Origin of the sequence: Accumulibacter sp. (genome assembly GCF_023806565.1) — a bacterium.
Lineage (GTDB): Bacteria > Pseudomonadota > Gammaproteobacteria > Burkholderiales > Rhodocyclaceae > Accumulibacter.
The window spans coordinates 22,114-39,591 of sequence record NZ_JAMTDV010000024.1; the positions used below are offsets into that span (position 1 = coordinate 22,114).

20 protein-coding genes are annotated in these 17,478 nt (G+C 64.2%); 13 read left to right on the plus strand and 7 right to left on the minus strand.

What is annotated here, in order from left to right; genetic code table 11:
• Positions 1-6: 6 nt before the first annotated feature.
• Genes folC through NFV80_RS03130 form a run of 5 tightly spaced genes read left to right on the plus strand, consistent with a single transcriptional unit; the run spans position 7 to position 5,667 of the window.
• Complete coding sequence (gene folC, locus NFV80_RS03110) at positions 7-1,416, plus strand: bifunctional tetrahydrofolate synthase/dihydrofolate synthase (protein WP_295326648.1); 1,410 nt, start codon at positions 7-9, stop codon at positions 1,414-1,416.
• A gap of 34 nt (positions 1,417-1,450) precedes the next feature.
• Positions 1,451-2,458, plus strand: coding sequence for an SPOR domain-containing protein (locus NFV80_RS03115; RefSeq protein ID WP_295326650.1), 1,008 nt, complete (start codon positions 1,451-1,453; stop codon positions 2,456-2,458).
• On the plus strand, positions 2,455-2,943 hold the full coding sequence (locus tag NFV80_RS03120) for a CvpA family protein (protein ID WP_295326652.1): 489 nt from the start codon (positions 2,455-2,457) through the stop codon (positions 2,941-2,943). Before NFV80_RS03115 ends, NFV80_RS03120 begins: the two co-directional genes overlap by 4 nt.
• A 10-nt stretch (positions 2,944-2,953) precedes the next feature.
• Positions 2,954-4,480, plus strand: a complete 1,527-nt coding sequence (gene purF / locus NFV80_RS03125) for an amidophosphoribosyltransferase (protein WP_295326654.1) — start codon at positions 2,954-2,956, stop codon at positions 4,478-4,480.
• Positions 4,481-4,485: 5 nt separating this feature from the next.
• The gene (locus tag NFV80_RS03130) at positions 4,486-5,667 is read left to right on the plus strand and encodes an O-succinylhomoserine sulfhydrylase (protein ID WP_295326656.1); all 1,182 of its coding nucleotides are present in this window, start codon (positions 4,486-4,488) and stop codon (positions 5,665-5,667) included.
• A 142-nt stretch (positions 5,668-5,809) separates the two neighbouring features.
• On the opposite strand, the gene NFV80_RS03135 is transcribed toward NFV80_RS03130, so the two are convergent.
• The 3 genes from NFV80_RS03135 to NFV80_RS03145 all read right to left on the minus strand — a co-directional run bounded on the left by NFV80_RS03135 (position 5,810) and on the right by NFV80_RS03145 (position 8,012).
• Positions 5,810-6,109 carry a hypothetical protein gene (locus NFV80_RS03135; RefSeq protein WP_295326657.1) on the minus strand — a complete coding sequence of 100 codons (300 nt, stop codon included), beginning with the start codon at positions 6,107-6,109 and terminating at the stop codon, positions 5,810-5,812.
• A 169-nt stretch (positions 6,110-6,278) separates the two neighbouring features.
• Entirely contained in the window at positions 6,279-7,145 is an 867-nt protein-coding gene (locus NFV80_RS03140; protein WP_295326659.1) for a peptidoglycan DD-metalloendopeptidase family protein, read from the minus strand.
• A 9-nt stretch (positions 7,146-7,154) separates the two neighbouring features.
• A complete protein-coding gene (locus NFV80_RS03145) occupies positions 7,155-8,012 on the minus strand; it encodes a neutral zinc metallopeptidase (RefSeq protein ID WP_295326661.1) in 858 nt (285 codons plus the stop codon).
• Between the two features lie 134 nt (positions 8,013-8,146).
• On the opposite strand from NFV80_RS03145, the gene NFV80_RS03150 reads away from it, so the two are divergent.
• The 4 genes from NFV80_RS03150 (at position 8,147) to NFV80_RS03165 (ending at position 11,562) form a co-directional block, all read left to right on the plus strand.
• Complete coding sequence (locus NFV80_RS03150) at positions 8,147-9,193, plus strand: inorganic phosphate transporter (protein WP_295326664.1); 1,047 nt, start codon at positions 8,147-8,149, stop codon at positions 9,191-9,193.
• A gap of 10 nt (positions 9,194-9,203) precedes the next feature.
• Positions 9,204-9,857 (plus strand): DUF47 family protein, encoded by a 654-nt coding sequence (locus tag NFV80_RS03155; RefSeq protein ID WP_295326666.1) that lies wholly within the window; start codon positions 9,204-9,206, stop codon positions 9,855-9,857.
• Between the two features lie 86 nt (positions 9,858-9,943).
• Positions 9,944-10,075 carry a hypothetical protein gene (locus NFV80_RS03160; protein ID WP_295326668.1) on the plus strand — a complete coding sequence of 44 codons (132 nt, stop codon included), beginning with the start codon at positions 9,944-9,946 and terminating at the stop codon, positions 10,073-10,075.
• 296 nt (positions 10,076-10,371) lie between these two features.
• Positions 10,372-11,562, plus strand: a complete 1,191-nt coding sequence (locus NFV80_RS03165; RefSeq protein ID WP_295326670.1) for a class I SAM-dependent methyltransferase — start codon at positions 10,372-10,374, stop codon at positions 11,560-11,562.
• Here NFV80_RS03165 and msrA read toward each other — a convergent pair.
• On the minus strand, positions 11,534-12,172 hold the full coding sequence (gene msrA, locus NFV80_RS03170) for a peptide-methionine (S)-S-oxide reductase MsrA (protein WP_295326672.1): 639 nt from the start codon (positions 12,170-12,172) through the stop codon (positions 11,534-11,536). The genes NFV80_RS03165 and msrA overlap by 29 nt on opposite strands.
• The gene (gene msrB / locus NFV80_RS03175; RefSeq protein WP_295326674.1) at positions 12,169-12,681 is read right to left on the minus strand and encodes a peptide-methionine (R)-S-oxide reductase MsrB; all 513 of its coding nucleotides are present in this window, start codon (positions 12,679-12,681) and stop codon (positions 12,169-12,171) included. The genes msrA and msrB overlap by 4 nt, the downstream gene beginning before the upstream one ends.
• 344 nt (positions 12,682-13,025) lie before the next feature.
• Here msrB and NFV80_RS03180 point away from each other — a divergent pair, with 344 nt between their 5' ends.
• Positions 13,026-13,604 carry a DOMON-like domain-containing protein gene (locus NFV80_RS03180; RefSeq protein WP_295326676.1) on the plus strand — a complete coding sequence of 193 codons (579 nt, stop codon included), beginning with the start codon at positions 13,026-13,028 and terminating at the stop codon, positions 13,602-13,604.
• Positions 13,605-13,614: 10 nt separating this feature from the next.
• Positions 13,615-14,826 (plus strand): DUF1343 domain-containing protein, encoded by a 1,212-nt coding sequence (locus tag NFV80_RS03185; RefSeq protein ID WP_295326678.1) that lies wholly within the window; start codon positions 13,615-13,617, stop codon positions 14,824-14,826.
• Between the two features lie 218 nt (positions 14,827-15,044).
• Here the strand turns inward: NFV80_RS03185 and NFV80_RS03190 are convergent, their stop codons facing one another.
• A complete protein-coding gene (locus NFV80_RS03190) occupies positions 15,045-15,419 on the minus strand; it encodes an Hsp20/alpha crystallin family protein (RefSeq protein ID WP_295326680.1) in 375 nt (124 codons plus the stop codon).
• A gap of 12 nt (positions 15,420-15,431) precedes the next feature.
• Entirely contained in the window at positions 15,432-15,866 is a 435-nt protein-coding gene (locus tag NFV80_RS03195; RefSeq protein ID WP_295326682.1) for an Hsp20/alpha crystallin family protein, read from the minus strand.
• A gap of 152 nt (positions 15,867-16,018) precedes the next feature.
• On the opposite strand from NFV80_RS03195, the gene NFV80_RS03200 reads away from it, so the two are divergent.
• Together NFV80_RS03200 and NFV80_RS03205 are read left to right on the plus strand one after the other, a co-directional pair.
• Positions 16,019-16,975 (plus strand): DnaJ C-terminal domain-containing protein, encoded by a 957-nt coding sequence (locus tag NFV80_RS03200; RefSeq protein ID WP_295326684.1) that lies wholly within the window; start codon positions 16,019-16,021, stop codon positions 16,973-16,975.
• A gap of 3 nt (positions 16,976-16,978) precedes the next feature.
• The gene (locus tag NFV80_RS03205) at positions 16,979-17,287 is read left to right on the plus strand and encodes a chaperone modulator CbpM (RefSeq protein WP_295326686.1); all 309 of its coding nucleotides are present in this window, start codon (positions 16,979-16,981) and stop codon (positions 17,285-17,287) included.
• Positions 17,288-17,478 lie beyond the last annotated feature (191 nt).

The window sequence follows — 17,478 nt, forward strand, 5'->3', positions numbered from 1 at the left end:
GCGGGCGTGAGCGGGCAGTCGGCAAGTTCCGTTGCGCTCTCGTACCCCACGCTGCAGGCCTGGCTGGCGCACATCGAGAACCTGCACCCGCGGGGCCACGCGGGGATCGAACTGGGGCTCGAACGCGTCCTGTGCGTCCGGCAAGAGTTGGCGCCGCCTCCGCAATGCCCGCTGATCACGGTAGGCGGTACCAATGGCAAGGGGTCGACCTGTGCCTATCTCGAAGCGATCTACTGCTTTGCTGGTTACCGTGTCGCCTGCTATACGTCCCCTCACCTGCTCGAATACAACGAACGCGTACGCATCGATCGGTTGCCAGTGGCCGATGGCACGCTTTGCCAGGCATTCGCCAGCGTCGAGAAGGCGCGACTGGCGGCGGGAGGTGTCCCCCTGACCTACTTCGAGTTTGGCACGCTTGCCGCCATGGAGGTCTTTCGTCTGCAGCAGGCCGAGGTGCTGATTCTCGAGGTGGGGCTGGGTGGCCGTCTCGATGCCGTAAATGCCTACGATCCCGATTGTTCGGTGGTGACCGGCATTGCGCTGGATCACACCGAGTGGCTTGGTTCGACGCGCGCCGCGATCGGTTTCGAGAAGGCGGGAATCTTCCGTTGTGGAAAGCCGGCGCTTTGCGCTGACCCTGACCCGCCGCAGTCGCTGCTCGACCACGCCCAGGCAATCGGTGCCGACCTGCACTTGCTCGGTCGCGATTTCGGATACGTCGGGGACAGGCAGCAATGGACCTTCTGGGGCCGTCACGGTTTGCGGCGTGCCGGCCTGGCGCCGCCGGGTCTGCGCGGCGCCTGTCAATTGCGCAATACCGCTGCTGCCCTGGCGGTCGTCGAACTGCTCAAGCCACGGCTGCCGGTTTCCATGCAGGCGCTTCGGCGCGGCCTGATCGAGCTGGAATTGCCGGCGCGTTTTCAGGTTCTGCCCGGTCGTCCGGCAATCGTTCTCGACGTCGCGCACAACCCCCAAGCCGTCGCCGGACTGGCCGAAAACCTGGCCGACATGCCGTTCTTCGCCCACACCATCGCGGTGGTCGGCATGCTCGCCGACAAGGATCTCGCCGGTTCGCTGGCCGCGCTCGCCGCCCGCGTTGACGCCTGGTTGCTGGCGGACCTGGACGTGCCGCGCGGCGCTCCGGCGGCGTCACTGGCGGCGGCAATCGGCACGGCGCGTGTTGGCGGCCGGGTCGAATGCCTTGCATCGCCGGCGCAAGCCTTCGCGCGGGCGGCCGAGTTGGCCGAGGAAAATGATAGAATCGTCGTTTTTGGATCGTTCCACACGGTCGCTGCAGTCGTACGCAGCATGCGTGCCGGCTGCCAGGGACTTGTGAAGTATCGTGGCGAGCAGGCCCAGATGTCAGACCAGAGCGAGCAGCGCAGCAGACTGGCCGTGCGGCAGATTGGTTCATGAGCCTTGACCGGAACAACGCGAGCGTACGCCCCTGATGACCGAAACCCCTGACCCGCAACTGCAACTCAAGAAACGGGCCCGCCGCCGCCTCGTCGGGGCGGTGGCGTTTGCCGGGCTGGCTGCGGTGATCCTGCCGATGGTCATGGACGACGAACCCAGGCAGCCAGTGCAGGAAGTTCCGATACGCATTCCCGGCCAGGATCAGGTGCCTCCCTTCAACCCCCCGGGGTTGGCGGCCAAGGCTGCGCCGGCAGCAGCGACGACCGGTGCCGCGGTGGTCAGTGGTGACGAGCAAGCCAAGGCGTCCGGCACCTCGCAGCCGGCAGCGCCGCCAGTGGCCAAGGCGTCGGCCGAGACGAGCGACAAGGCAGGCGGCAAGGTGCCGGAAAAGAAGGTCGCCAAACCGGCGGAGAAGCCGGCGGAGAAGCCGGCGGAGAAGAAGACGAGCAAGGCAGCAGAAGGGCCTCCCGACAAAAAGGCAGTCGTCAAGCCGCCAGAAAAGCCAGCCGAGAAGGCTGTGGAGAAAAAGCCGCCTGCGCCGGTGGCAAGCCCGCCGGCCGACAAGACCACCGACAAGAAACTTGCCAAAGCCGCCGAGAAGCCGGTCGAGAAGAAGGTCGAAAAAAGCCCGGAGAAGACCCCGGAGAAGGCGGCCGAAAAGGTGCCCGCCAAGAAAGTCGAAAAGCCGGCCGAGAAACCGTCAGCCGATTCGCCGACCGACGATTCCGCCAAGGCTACTGCGGAAGATGCCCCGCACGCCAGCCCGGCACCTGCCGGCAAGCCGGCGGAAGGCGCTGCCGCCAAACCGGCCGGGCAGCAGGTGATTCTGATCGGCACCTTTGCCAACCCGGAAAACGCCAAGCAACTGCAGAGCAAGATTGGCGGCGCCGGTGTCAATAGCTATACCGAAGTGCTCGACACTGCGGAGGGCAAGAAAATTCGCGTCCGTGCCGGGCCTTTCGCAACTCGCGAGGCCGCCGAGAAAGCGCTCGAACGCTTGAAGAAGGCGGGTGTGACCGGAGTTGTCGCCGGCCGGCAATGACAGGTTTCGACTACCTCGTGCTGGTGATCGTCGTCGCTTCGCTGTTGCTGGGCATGTGGCGCGGTGTGGTGGGCGAGATCATCGCACTCGTGGCCTGGGTGCTTGCCTTCTTCGCGGCCAAATGGTGGGGTACGCAGGTTTCGGTGTGGTTCGGGGGGATCGCCGACCCGAGCTTGCGCCTGGTCGCTGGCTGGGTGGCGGTGTTCGTCGGCGTCCTGGTCGCGATGGCGCTTCTTCGCCTGGCGGTGCGCGGCCTGATCCGGGCATTGGGAATGAGTTTGAGCGATCGTCTGCTGGGGATCGTTTTCGGCTTGGCGCGCGGCTTGCTGATCGTGCTGATCCTGGTTGCCATGGGCGGCATGACCGCGCTACCGAAAGAAAAGTGGTGGAGCGATGCGTATTTCGCTGCTCCGCTCGAAACAGCCGTGGTCGCCGGCAAACCGTGGTTGCCATCGGACGTGGCCAAACGAATCAGGTTCGGGTAGGGAAGACACTATGTGCGGAATTCTCGGGGTCGTCGCCACCACACCAGTCAACCAGTTGCTTTACGACGGCTTGATGGTTCTCCAGCATCGCGGCCAGGACGCCGCCGGTATCGTGACTGCCGAGGACGATACCTTCCACATGCACAAGGGGTCCGGGCTGGTTCGCGACGTATTTCGCACGCGCAACATGCGTGCCTTGCCGGGCAACATGGGTATCGCGCACTGCCGCTATCCGACGGCCGGTTCGGCTTTCGACGCCGCGCTCTCGCAACCGTTCTACGTCAACTCGCCGTTCGGAATCGTACTCGGGCACAACGGCAACCTGACCAATACCGAACAGCTCAAGGACGAGATGTTCCGTCAGGACATGCGCCATATCAATACCGGCTCCGATTCGGAAGTCCTGTTGAATACGCTGGCGCATGAGCTGCAGGCCACCGCCAGGGGGTGTCGGCTCGATCTCGACACGATATTTGCCGCGGTGGCAGCGGTGCATCGTCGCTGCCGTGGCGCCTATGCGGTGGTGGCGATCATCTCGGGCCACGGACTGCTGGCGTTTCGCGATCCCTTCGGTATTCGGCCGCTGGTTTTCGGGACCAACGAAACGCGCGAGGGTACCGAATATCTGTTTGCTTCCGAATCGGTGGCACTCGATACCCTGGGCTTTCAGGTGTTGCGCGACGTCGAGCCGGGAGAGGCGATTTTCGTCGATCTCGACCACCGCCTGCATCAACGCCAATGTGCGCCGAATGCCGAGCTGTCACCGTGCATTTTCGAATTCGTCTATCTCGCGCGGCCGGATTCGGTGATCGACGGGGTGTCGGTTTATGAAGCGCGCCTGAACATGGGCGAGCATCTCGCGGACAAGCTGCTCAAACGGATTCCTGTCGAGCAAATCGACGTCGTCATTCCGATTCCTGACTCGAGCCGCCCTTCCGCGATGCAGCTCGCACAGCGTATGGGGGTTCCCTACCGCGAAGGCTTCGTCAAGAACCGCTACATCGGCCGCACTTTCATCATGCCCGGACAGGCGACGCGCGCGCGCTCGGTGCGCCAGAAGCTGAACACCGTGGCGCAGGAATTCAAGGGCAGGCGAGTCCTGCTGGTCGATGACTCGATCGTGCGTGGCACGACCAGCCGCGAAATCGTCGAGATGGCGCGCGCCGCCGGCGCCCTGAAGGTCTACTTCGCATCCGCTTCGCCGCCCGTGCGTTATCCCAACGTTTATGGAATCGATATGCCGACGCGCGCCGAACTGATCGCGACGGGCCGCAGCGGAGAAGAGATCGGCCGGGAGATTGGTGCCGATGCCCTGGTCTACCAGGACCTCGACGCGCTCAAGGCGTCCATCAGTGACCTGAAGCCCGACCTCTGTCGTTTCGATACGTCCTGCTTCGATGGCTGCTATGTCACCGGCGACGTCACGTCGGAGTACCTGACGGCGATTGAGCGCGCGCGCGCGGGTCACCACGCGCCGACCAAGGAAGAACGGCGGGCATCCAGGCAACTGCAGCTCAACCTGATGTCGGAGGGCTGAGGAAGGTGGCACAGCATCCGGAGTATTCGCTCGAAACGCTGGCCGTGCGGGCCGGTCAGGAGCGTAGCCAGTTCAATGAGCACAGCGAGGCGCTTTATCTCACCTCGAGTTTCGTCTTTCGTACCGCGGCGCAGGCCGCCGCCCGTTTTTCCGGCGAGGAGGAGGGCAACGTCTACTCCCGCTTCACCAATCCGACGGTGGCGTGTTTCCAGGATCGTCTCGCCGCGCTCGAGGGCGCCGAGGCGTGCATTGCCACGGCTTCCGGGATGTCCGCCATACTCGCGCTGGTCATGGCCTTGTGCAGCGCAGGCGATCACGTCGTTGCCTCGACCGGATTGTTCGGCGCGACGCAACAGTTGCTTGGCACGATCATGCCGCGCTTCGGCATCGAGACCACTTTCGTTGCCCAGACCGACGTCAGCGCCTGGCGGGCCGCGTTGCGGCCGCAAACCCGATTGTTCTTTCTGGAAACGCCGTCGAATCCGCTGACCGAAATTGCCGACATCGCGGCACTGGTCGACGTGGCGCGCTCGCGGGGTGTGCTGGTGGCGGTGGACAACTGCTTCTGTACGCCGATACTCCAGCGACCGCTCGATCTGGGCGCCGACCTGGCAGTGCATTCGGCCACCAAGTTCCTCGACGGACAGGGCAGGGTGCTGGGTGGAGCGGTTGCCGGGCCGAAACGGCTCACCGACGAAGTGTTCAAGTTCCTGCGTACCGCGGGCCCGGCGCTCTCGCCCTTCAACGCATGGATCCTGCTGAAAGGCTTGGAAACGCTGCAGATTCGCCTCGAAGCGCAGTCGGCGAATGCTTTGCAACTGGCGCTGTGGCTGGAAAAGCATCCCAAGGTGAAGCGCGTGTACTATCCTGGTCTGCCGTCGCATCCCCAGTTCGAACTCGCCGGCCGACAGCAGAAGAGTGGCGGCGCGGTCGTCTCGTTCGAGATCTGCGGATCGCGCGCCGAAGCGTGGAAGGTGGTCGATAGCTGTCGGCTGCTGTCGATTACCGCCAACCTCGGGGACACCAAGACGACGCTGACGCATCCAGCGTCGACGACGCACGGCCGCATCACCCCCGAACAGCGCGCCGCTGCGGGAATCACCGAGGGCTTGCTACGCATCGCAGTAGGCCTCGAAGCCGTGGTCGATCTGCAGAACGACCTCGAGAGCGGTTTGTCTTCGATCTGACCCGGCAAGCCCAGCCGAGGATTTCCGCAGGTCATTTCTCGCGCTTGGCCGGCGCCGAGCCCCGGCTCGTCGATTCGCGGCAAGAGCAGGTCGTCCGCGATCCGCGCCCTCCGTCAACGGTCGGAGAGCGGCCAAGCGCCGCTCAATGGCTGCTGCCGCCGGGTTCCCGACGCTTCGGTCGGGCCAGATCCTCGCGTTCGTTGGCTGCCTTTCGGAGTGCCTCCCTGGCAACGTCCGGCATCATGGCGTAGGTCATCAGGCTGGAGCAGACGCACACCAGCCAGAAAAGCAGGAAACCGGTCGAGTAGGTCGCCATCGGCGACCATTGCACCTGCTGTCCGAACAGGTAAAGCTGGGCCGGATCGATCATCGTGAAGAAAAGCGTTTCCGCAATGCCTGCGGCGATGAACGCTGGCCAAAATACCCAGATGATGTGTCTCATGCATTCTCCATGGTCCTGCTGTTGACGGATCGTTCCAATCCCGAACGCTCGGCTCACACCGTGCCGGGACCGCGGTCAGATGGCGAATGTCGCACAGAGAGAGCCGGCATTCAAGCGCCGATCGATTGTCCCGATGCGAGATCGCGGGCGCCGACGCAAGCCATGAATTTCACTCGATTTTTCCGGAACGGGCGAGGAACAGCCGGGGGTCGACCAGCGCGCCGTTGAGGATCACGCTCCAGTGCAGGTGTGGGCCGGTGGCGCGGCCGGTCATTCCCGACAGACCGAGAGCTTCCCCTTTGCTGACGGCTTTGCCGGCCTGCACGTCGATGCGGTCGAGGTGGCAGTACATGCTGATCAGGCCGTTGCCGTGATCGACGAACACGGTTTTCCCGTTGAAAAAGTAGTCACCGCTCGCCAGCACGATGCCATGGGCGCTGGCGCGGACGACACTGCCGCGCGCCGCGGCAATGTCGAATCCGGCGTGTGGCGAACGCGCCTCGCCGTTGAAGAAGCGGCGCAGCCCGAAACGGCCGGTGAGGCGTCCCTCTGCCGGCACCAGGAAGCTGGTATCGGTGTCGCTGGCCTCGCGCCAATGGCTCCTGATTTCCCGAATTGCCGCGATCTCGCTGTTGACGCGCTCCAGATCGCTGGCCGAGAGCTGTACCTTGCTGCTGTCCTTGAGCGTAATCCGCTGTTCGGGATAATCCTTCGCGCGGACCGTGAACTGCGCTTCTCGGCGCTGCTCCGTGTCCGCTTCGACGCGCAGGGTGTACGCGCCGGGCACGGTATCCAGTGCCAAACCGACGACGGCAATCCACTGGCCCGCATCGGCGGTCACCAGGACACGCTGCTCTCCCAGCCAGGCACGCGGCGCTTGTCCGGTCGTGGCCGGGCCGAGCGGAACCAGTGCGACGCCGCCAGGAACACTCGCCGCTCTGGGCAGAGTGGCCTGCGCTGGTCTGGGGAGCGTCAGGACGAGCAGCACGCCAGCGCAAAGCGACGCAATGCCGGAGCGGACTCTTAGTGGCCTCATCGCTCCGCCCTACAGTGACGCTGCATTGAACGTATTGCACTGGCGGACGTCGCCGCTTTCCATGCCGCGTTTGAACCAGCGCACCCGTTGCTCCGAAGTGCCATGCGTAAAGGATTCCGGGACGATCTGCCCCTGCGTCTGACGTTGCAGACGATCGTCGCCGATCGCCGAGGCGGCGGTCAGCGCCTGCTCGATCTCGCCTGGTTCGAGGATTTTCTGCATGCTGTCGGCACGATGTCCCCAGACCCCGGCGAAGCAGTCGGCCTGCAATTCCAGCCGCACCGACAGGGCGTTGGCCGCAGCGCGGCTGCTGCTGCGCTGTTGCGCCGCATGTACCTTGTCCGAGATGCCGAGCAGATTCTGCACGTGATGGCCGACTTCGTGGGCGATCACATACGCCTGGGCGAACTCGCCGGGGGCGTGGAAACGGTCGCGCAGATCACGGTAGAAGGCGAGGTCGATATAGACCTTGCGATCCGCCGGACAATAGAAAGGACCCATGGCCGACTTGCCCGTCCCGCAGGCGGTCGGCGTCGCGCCGGTGAACAGCACCAGTTTCGGTTCCTGATAGCGCTGCCCGGCCTCGCTGAATACGGCTCGCCAGGTCGTTTCGGTGCTGCCGAGCACCTTGGCGACGAAGGTGGCCATTTCGTCGTCGGCCGGTGGTCTGGGCGCCGGTCGTGCCACCGACGGAGCATGGCCGCCACCGGTCATCAGGCCGAGGATCACTCCCGGGTCGATGCCAAAAAAATAGCCGGCCGCAAGCGCGACGAGCAGTGCCCCGATGCCGACGCCCCCGGCGCCGACGCCGCCACCGCCGCGCCGATCCTCGACGTTCAGACTCTCGCTTTGCTCGTCCAGACGCATGAATTGTCCTCATCCTAGCCATGGCACGATGCCAATGTTAACAGAACGTGTACAACTTTTGATTTTTGTGCATAATCGCGAAAATTTTCACAAGAACAAGGACATGCCGGCCTGCTATCAGAGGAAGGGGGCGTATGGAGCATCTTTTCTGGCTCGCCGTGGCCACTGTGGTGATCGTGTTGTTCTTCGATTACACGAACGGCTTTCATGATGCGGCGAACATCGTCGCGACGATCATCGCTTCCCGGGCGATGACTCCGGCGCAGGCGGTGGTCGTCGTCGGGGTCTTCGAGTTTCTCGGGCCGCTGTTGGGAGGGACGGCAGTGGCGAACACGATCGGCAAGTTCGTCGATCTGTCGAGTCTGGATGCCCAACTCTCGATGCTGATCCTGTTCTGCGGCCTGCTCGGCGCCATCGTCTGGAATCTGCTGACCTGGTGGTTCGGCATTCCTTCGTCGTCTTCGCACGCGCTGGTCGGCGGCCTCGCGGGCGCAGTGGTCGCGGCGGTTGGTTCGGAGTACGTGATCTGGGGCTGGACGCCATTGATGCACGAGGGCAAGCTGCTCGGCGTGATGAAGGTGTTGGTCTCGCTCTTCGTCTCGCCGGTGCTCGGTTTCGTCGTCGGCTTCCTGATCTTCCGCATCGGCCGGCGGGTGATGGCCAACGCCAAGCCGACGGCCAATGCCACGCTGCGCAAACTGCAGTTCCTGACCGCCGCCTGCCTCGCTTTCTCGCACGGTGCCAACGACGCGCAGAAGAGCATGGGAATGCTGACACTGGTGTTGCTGCTCGGCGGCTTCATCCCGAAGTTCGAGGTGCCGTTCTGGGTGATCGTTGCCTGCGCGACGGCGATCACGCTCGGCATCCTGTCGGGCGGCTGGCGCATCGTGCGCACTCTCGGTTTCGCCATTTATCGTGTCCGCCCGCTACATGCGTTTTCGTCGCAGCTCACGTCGGGATTGCTGATTCTGTCTGCTTCGTATCTCGGCGCGCCGGTGTCGACGACGCACGTGGTTGCCACGTCGATCATGGGCATCGGCTATTCGGAGCACCCGCGTGCCGTACGCTGGAAGAAGGCGGTGGATATCGCCAAGACCTGGGTGATCACGATCCCGGCTTCGGCACTCACTTCGATTGTTTGTTACGCATTGGCCAGGGTCATGCTTGGCCACACCAACTGAGGAGATGAAGATGGACGATAATCAAAACGAAGAGAACAAGCCAATTTTCCGCCGTCTGTACGAGCGCGTCTTTCCGACCGTAGCCGACTTCTTCGGCATGCTCGCGCAGCAGAGCACCAATGCTGCGGAAACCACCCGCCTGCTCGTCGAATTCATGGAGACCGGTGACATCGCCGTCAGTCAGCGGGTCCGTGACGACGAACACGAAGCCGACCGCATCAAGGCCGCCAATCTGAGCGTCTTGAGCGATGCCTTTTCGACCCCGGTCGACCGGGAAGACCTCTTTCGTGCGATTACCACGCTCGACGACATCGTCAATTACTGCAAGTCGACCGTCGTCGAGATGGACATGCTGGGCCTGAAGCCCGACAAGCACAGTCTCGAAATGGCACTGCACATTCGCGAAGGGGCCGAGGCGCTGGCCAAGGGATTTGCTCATCTGGCGACCGACCCGGCGAGCGCTGGCGTAGATGCCAACAATGCACGGAAGGCCGAGCGCACGGTCGAAAAGTCGTATCGGCGAGCGATCGTCGCGCTCTTCGAAGGGGACGACTATCTGCACATGTTCAAGCGGCGCGAAACGTATCGCCACCTGTCGAACGCTGCCGACCGCGTGGCCGATGCCGCGCGCGCGCTGAACAACATCGTCGTCAAGCTGGTGTGAAAGCCACTGCAGCCATTGGGCTTGAATTTCCGGCTGCTTGCGCCTAGAGTGCTCTCGCCAATGTCGGTATTCACGAGGAGAAGCGTATGGGGAAACTGACCGCCGGCCTGTTGGCCGTGGTTTTGGCGCTGTCGAGTGTGCACGCAGTTGCCTGTTCGGGCGAAAAAGCCAAGGATGGGCAAGGCGAGATGAGCACCCCGGCCAAGCCCAAGAGCTGACCGGTCGGAGTTGGTAGCAGACGCGGCGCGATTCTTCTGGTATCGCGCCGCGTTCGTTTTGCGGCGACTGTGGCGCTTGTGACCGGCGCGAATTCGGCGTTGCCGGGACTCCGGATCGGTCTCGGACGCGACCGCAGGATGCGTCTTCCCGGCCCAGGTACCGGGCGGATCCCTGGCGCCACCGGCGTTGCCAGCATGGCCGGGTCCGACTGGACCGCCGTTCATGCGGGGTGCCGGATCACTTCACTTCGTTCGCACTTTCCTCCTGCGAAAAAGCCTGTTACACGGGACTGCGCATGGCTCAACTGGTTCTTCTCCCGGGCAGGGATCGATCGCTTGCTCGCCGCCATCCGTGGATTTTTTCGACTGCCGTCGCAAAGCTGGAGGGCCGTGCGCGCCCGGGCGATACGGTCGAGGTTCTTGCCGCAAATGGGCGCCCTCTGGCGAAGGCAGCCTGGAGCCCGGAGTCGAAAATCCGGGCGCGCGTGTGGACCTTCGACCCGGACGAGGCCGTCGATGACGCATTTTTCAAGCGTCGCATCAGAGTTGCCGTCGAGCGCCGCCGACGCCTGCCGGACCTGCGCGGGCAAGAGGGCATGCGTCTGATTCATGGCGAGTCGGACGGCCTGCCAGGACTGATCGCCGATTGCTATGGCGACACGGTCGTGCTGCAATTGACGGCTACCGGTGCGGAGAAATGGCGAACGGCAATCATCGGCGCGGTGCAGCGGGCGACCGGCTGCGTCCGCGTCTACGAGCGGTCGGACTCGCAAGTACGCCGCCTCGAAGGTCTGGCGCCGGTAACCGGCTGGGTATTCGGCGAGGCGCCGGAGGAAGGTCTCAGCATCGTCGAGAACGGCGTGCGCATGCGGGTCGACGTCGTTTCCGGCCACAAGACCGGATTCTATCTCGACCAGCGCGACAATCGTCTGCTGACGCGCAGCCTGGCGGCAGATCGCGCGACGCTCAACTGTTTTTGCTATAGCGGCGGTTTCTCGCTGCAGGCGCTGGCCGGCGGCGCCGCCAGCGTCCTTTCGATCGATTCATCGGCGGCGGCGCTGGCTGCTGCCGCCGAGAACATGGCGCTGAATCCGGAACTCGACGCAAGCCGCGCCGAATGGCGCGAGGCCGACGTCTTCAGCGAGTTGCGCGTGCTGAGAAGTGCCGGTCGCGCCTTCGATCTGATCATCCTCGACCCACCCAAGTTTGCTCCGTCGGCAGCGCACGCCGAGCGCGCGGCGCGCGCCTACCGCGACATCAACGCGCTCGGCTTTCGCCTGCTCGCGCGCGGCGGCCTGCTGATGAGCTATTCCTGTTCGGGCGGCATCAGTAGCGACCATTTCCAACAGATCGTCGCTGACGCGGCCAACGACGCCGGACGCAATGCCCGCATCCTGCGTCGCCTCGCCGCGCCTTCCGACCACCCGGTGGCGCTGCATTTCCCCGAAGGCGAATATCTCAAGGGGCTGCTCTGCGAGGTGGATTGAGCGGCTCAGCGCTTTCCCAGATCTGCCTGACGCGCTGGTCGCGGCCACAAGCCTGTCGGTAGTAGGCGTAGCGAATCGGGTTCTTCTTGTAGTAATCCTGGTGATATTCCTCTGCCGGGTAGAAGGCCGACGCGGCAACGATCTCGGTTTCGATGCGAGGAAGTCTGCCACTGGCCAGCAGGACATCGCGGCTGCTTTCGGCGGCCTTTCGCTCGGCGTCGTTCTGCCAGAAGATGGCGCTGCGATACTGCCTGCCGACGTCGCAGAATTGTCGATCCTTGACCGTAGGATCGATGTGCCGCCAGAAGTATTCGAGCAGTTGCGGGTAGCTGAGCTGCCGTGGATCGTAGCGGACGCGCACCGCTTCGGCGTGGCCGGTTCTGCCCGAACTGACCTGCTCGTACGTGGGATTGACCGTGCTGCCGCCGGTGTAGCCGGATTCCGCGCCAATCACCCCCGGCAGCTTCTCGAAATCGGCCTCGACACACCAGAAGCAGCCGCCGGCGAAAATCGCCGTGCGGACTTCAGCCGGAGGATTCGCCGGCAAGTCGGCCGCGCCGGCATGCATCACGAGCAGCAGCAGCGCCGCCTGGAGCAGATGCCTGCTCATGTCCGCAGGTCCGGCAATTTCTCGCCGCGTGGCACGAATTGCAGCGCCACTCCGTTGTTGCAGTAGCGCTTGCCCGTGGGCTGCGGACCGTCATTGAAGACGTGCCCCTGATGGCCGCCGCAACGGGCGCAGTGGTACTCGGTGCGCGGATAGATCAGCTTGAAGTCGGTCCTGGTGGCAACCGCATTCGGCAGTGCCTGCCAGAAACTCGGCCAGCCCGTACCACTCTCGTACTTCGTCGAACTGTCGAAGAGCGGCAGGTAGCAGGCGGCGCAGAGGAAGGTGCCTTCGCGCTTTTCGTGGTTCAGGGGACTGCTGCCGGCGCGTTCGGTATCCTCCTCGAAGAGTACGCGATACGCAGGTCGCGGCAGCAGCGTTGCCCACTCCGCTTTCGGCTTCCGCAACGGGCCCACGGCGCTCTCGCTGGCCGAGCTTGCTGCGGGGGCGGCAACCGGCAGGATGAAGGCGGAGAATCCGCCAAGCCATTTCAGCGATTGACGACGATCCATGATTATCTCCAATGAAGAGGTGATTTGAACCGGGCGTGCGCGGACGCAGCAAGCTGCTGTGCCGGGCGAGCATGTCCGGGAAAGTGACTGCTTGCCATTCGGCCGCGAAGAATTGCTGTAGTTCAGCCAGCGAGCCACCGGGCGCTTCCTGGAAGCAGGGCACTTCGCGGCGATTTGACGTTTCGTCGCCAATCGAAGCGGAAAACTTACACCTTCGTGCCGTGGGCGGACGATTTTCAGCCGATTGCGACCGGGCCTGGCGTCGGCAAGCGCATGGCGTCCGGCCACGGGCTATGTTTTAATCCGTTTTCGACCGACGCAGTGGCCGTACGCGATCCCGATCCATGTTCCCCAGCGAATTCACCCTGCACCTCTTGTGCCATCCGGCGACGCCCGCCCGGCAGGTGCGAACGATCGAGGTGCACGCGGCACGTAGTCCGGCAGGGGGTCTCGAATTGGCGTACTGCCTGCGCGGCGACATGGCCCGCCTGCTGATTCCGGCGCCAACGGAACCCGGTCCTGCCAATGAACTCTGGGAACACAGTTGTTTCGAGGCTTTCGTCGCCATCGCTGGCGATGCCGTCTACCATGAATTCAACTTCTCGCCATCGGGTCAATGGGCGGCTTTCGCCTTTTCCGGCTACCGTCGGCGCGACCGGGAAAGCATTCTTGCCGCTGCGCCACAGATCGCCGCGCGCCTGTTCGCCGGCCGGCTCGAACTGGAGGCAGTGATCGGCCCGGCCCTGTTGCCGCCAGGGGCCGCTACGGCGACGCTGCAGATCGGGCTGACGGCGATTGTCGAAGCGGCCGATACCGTCGATGGCAGTCACAGCTACTGGGCGCTGCGTCATCCCGCCGCTTTGCCGGATTTCCATCACCGCGACGGCTTCGTCTGCGAACTCGCGCCACCGCCCACCCGCTGAGGAATCCCGGATGCCTGCGCTTCAGTCTGGACTCGATCGCCTGCTCGCCACTCCGGAGCTGCGCAGACCCTTGCGCGGTCTCCGTGTCGCCCTGCTCGCCCACCCCGCTTCGTTGACCGCCGACCTGACGCACGCTCTCGACGCGCTGGCCGCTCTGCCCGATCTGCGAATCACCGCCGCTTTCGGTCCGCAGCACGGTTTGCGCGGCGACAAGCAGGACAACATGGTCGAGTCGCCGGAGTTCCTCGACCCGGTGCACGGGATCCCGGTGTTCAGCCTGTACGGCGTCGTGCGTCGACCGACGATGGCGATGATGGACAGCTTCGACATACTGCTGATCGACCTGCAGGATCTCGGCTGCCGCATCTACACCTTTATTACCACCCTGCGCTACCTGCTCGAAGCTGCGGCGGCATGCGACAAGGAAGTGTGGATCCTCGATCGCCCGAATCCGGCAGGACGGCCGGTCGAAGGATTGCTCTTGCGTCCCGGCTGGGAGAGCTTCGTCGGCGCCGGGCCGCTGCCAATGCGGCATGGTCTGACGATGGGGGAACTGGCCTGCTGGTTCATCCACCGCATGGATCTCGACGTCGCCTGCACGGTGATCAGGATGCACGGTTGGCTGCCCGAGGCAGCGCCAGGTTACGGCTGGCCGCTCGGCGAGCGATGCTGGATCAACCCCAGCCCGAACGCCCCGAACCTGTCGATGGCGCGCTGCTACGCCGGCACCGTGATGCTCGAAGGCAGCACGCTTTCGGAGGGGCGTGGTACCACTCGGCCACTGGAGCTGTTTGGCGCGCCTGACATCGACGCGCGCCGGCTGATTGCGACGATGCACGGGCTTGCTCCCGTCTGGCTGCGCGGGTGTCGGTTGCGCGAATGCTGGTTCGAGCCGACCTTTCACAAGCATGCCGGCTGCCTCTGCCACGGCGTCCAGATCCATGTCGAGGATGGCAGCTACCGGCATGCCGAGTTTCGGCCGTGGCGTCTGCAAAGCCTTGCTTTCAAGGCGCTGCGGCAACTGCAGCCGGATTACCCGTTGTGGCGCGATTTCGCCTACGAATACGAACAGGATCGGCTGGCCATCGACCTGATCAACGGTTCGCCGCTGCTCCGCGTCTGGGTGGATGATCCCTTGGCGACGGCGGCCGACCTGGAAGCGCTGGCCCGGCCCGAGGAAGAGGCCTGGGAAAGCGAGCGTCGGGAGTTCCTGTTGTACTGAGCTCGCCACTCCCGGACCACATGTGGAGCCCGTCACGCCGGATCGCCCTCTCGACATGGATGCTTTCTTCGCGTCCACGCCTTGACGGCGGCGTGTCGGGTGCACGAGCTACAACAGGGGGAACTCGCGCTGATCGCCGAGCCTCCAGACCGGGCCGGCCTGAGCCGGCCCGGTCTTCTCCACACGATTGCATCAGGCGCTCGTCTGCCGCCGGATGCTTACATCACCTGGACTTCGATCTTGCGCGGCTGCGCATGTGCGGCTTTCGGAATCGAGAGCTTGAGCACCCCTTGGCTGAACTCGGCTGCGACTTTGCTCGCGTCGAGTTCCTTCGACAGCGTGAAGACTCGCCGATAGCGCGGCAGGCTGACCTCGGCGTGACTGGCTTCGATGCCACCGGGCATGTCGAGATCGATTTCGCCTTCGATGGTCAGCGTGTCCGCTTCGACCTGCAGCGTCAGCTTCTCCTTTGGCACGCCGGGCAGATCGGCATACAGGGTGATTCCGGAAGCGTCCTCGATGACGTCTACCGGCGGCAACAGCGCTGCTTCATCGCGGGCGTTCTGCTTCTTGACAAGAGTGTTGTCGGACATCTTCGATCCTCCTTACTGAATGGTGATGCGACGAGGTTGTGCGGATTGTTTGCGGCCGACGCTGATGCGCAGAACGCCGTCGGTGTATTTCGCGTCGACGGCATTCGGGTCGATGTCGTCGGGAAGCGTCACCACGCGCCGAAAACGGCCCTCGAAACGTTCGTCGATATGGACGGTGGCGTCTTCGGCCGGCTTCTGCCGCTGGCGCTCGCCGGCAATCGTCAGCACACCTTTTTCGATCTGGACGTCGAGGGTACTCGGCTCGATGCCCGGCGCGAAGGCATACAGTTCGACGGATTGCGGCGTTCCGCCGACGTTCATCGCCGGGAAGCCGCCACGGGCGATGCCGCGAATGGTCGGAGAGAAGTGGAAATTCTGCTGCGTGTCACGGAGCAGCCGGTCCAGTTCCGCCATCAGGTCGCGGGGAAACAGGGAGCGATAGATCATGGTGATTCCTCCATAGGATGGTCATGGCGCGCCAGGACTGGCGCTTGCCTCTACAATTGGGGTCGCTTCGACGGACTTCAATATCCTTGTTCGCGCGGCGCCGGCCCCATATTGTTATTGTTGTGTACTCAGCGGCAGATCGAGGACTGCATATGGAATTCAAGGATTACTACCGCACTCTGGGGGTGCCCCGCGAAGCCACGGCGGAAGAGATCAAGAAGGCCTTTCGCCGGCTGGCGCGCAAGTACCATCCGGACGTTTCCAAGGAGGCCGACGCCGAGGAGCGAATGAAGGAGCTCAACGAGGCGAACGCGGTGCTCTCCGACCCCGAGAAGCGAGCTGCTTACGACCAGCTCGGGCGCGGCTATCAGCCGGGCGAAGACTTCCAGCCGCCGCCCGACTGGGATGCCGGCTTCGAGTTCTCGGGACGTGGCTTTGCGCCGGGGGAAGCGGCGGATTTCTCGGACTTTTTCGCCGAGTTGTTCGGTCGCGCGGGGGGCGGCGCGCGCGGTTTTCGCGGTGGCCCGCAGGCACCGTTCCAGGCGCGGGGCGAGGATCATCATGCGAAGGTGCTGCTCGACCTCGAAGATGCCTTCAGCGGTGCGACCCGGCAGATCTCGCTGCGCGCGCCACGGACCGACGCGCAAGGCCGAGTGACTCTGGCAAGCCGTACGTTGAACGTCAAGATCCCGCAAGGTGTTCACGCCGGCCAGATCATTCGCCTGGCCGGGCAGGGGGCGCCGGGAATCGGCGGGGCGCCGGCCGGCGATCTGTTGTTGGAAGTGCGCTTCCGGCCACACCCGCGTTTCCGTGTGCACGGGCGAGACCTGCACCTGACCTTGCCGGTGGCGCCCTGGGAGGCAGCGCTCGGTGCGGTGCTGGCGGTGGATCTGCCACCAGGCAGCGTCAAGGTGCGCATCCCGGAAGGTGCGCAGAGCGGACAGCAGCTGCGGGTACGTGGCAAGGGGATTCCCGGCGCGCAGGCGGGCGACCTGCTGCTCGACATTCAGGTGGTACTGCCGCCTGCCGACACGGCGAGGGCGCGTACCCTCTATGAGACCATGGCGCGCGAACTCGCCTTCGATCCGCGCCAGCAAGGGAAGGGCTGAGCGATGCGTGACGAGGAAATCCTGATCGGCAGTCTGATGGAAAACAGCTGGCTTACACTCGAACAACTGGCCGCAGCGTGCACGGTCGAACCGACCTGGCTGTTGCGCCACATCGAGGAGGGACTGTTCCCGCATGCGGAGAGCGTTGCCGGGGTGTGGTGCTTTTCCAGCCCGAGCCTGCGGCGCGCGCGGCGCATGCGCCAGCTCGAGCGCGACTTCGACGCCGTTCCCGAACTGGCCGCCTTGGTCGCGGACCTGATGGAGGAGCTGGACGAGCTGCGCGCCCGTGTCGGCAGCGCGGGCGCCGGTTGAGCCACCGGTTCCGACTCGCGATTGGCTGGCCGGGTGCATGAGTCCGTAGCGAGGATTCTGCCAACGCAGGTGATTGGCGTCGCCTGACCGGAAAGCTCGGCAGCCCGACCGCAAACGAGTGCGCGGGGTTGTTCCGTCGTGTATCCTGTCCACCAGGACAGGATACGATCCGGTGATCGGCAAGACGATCG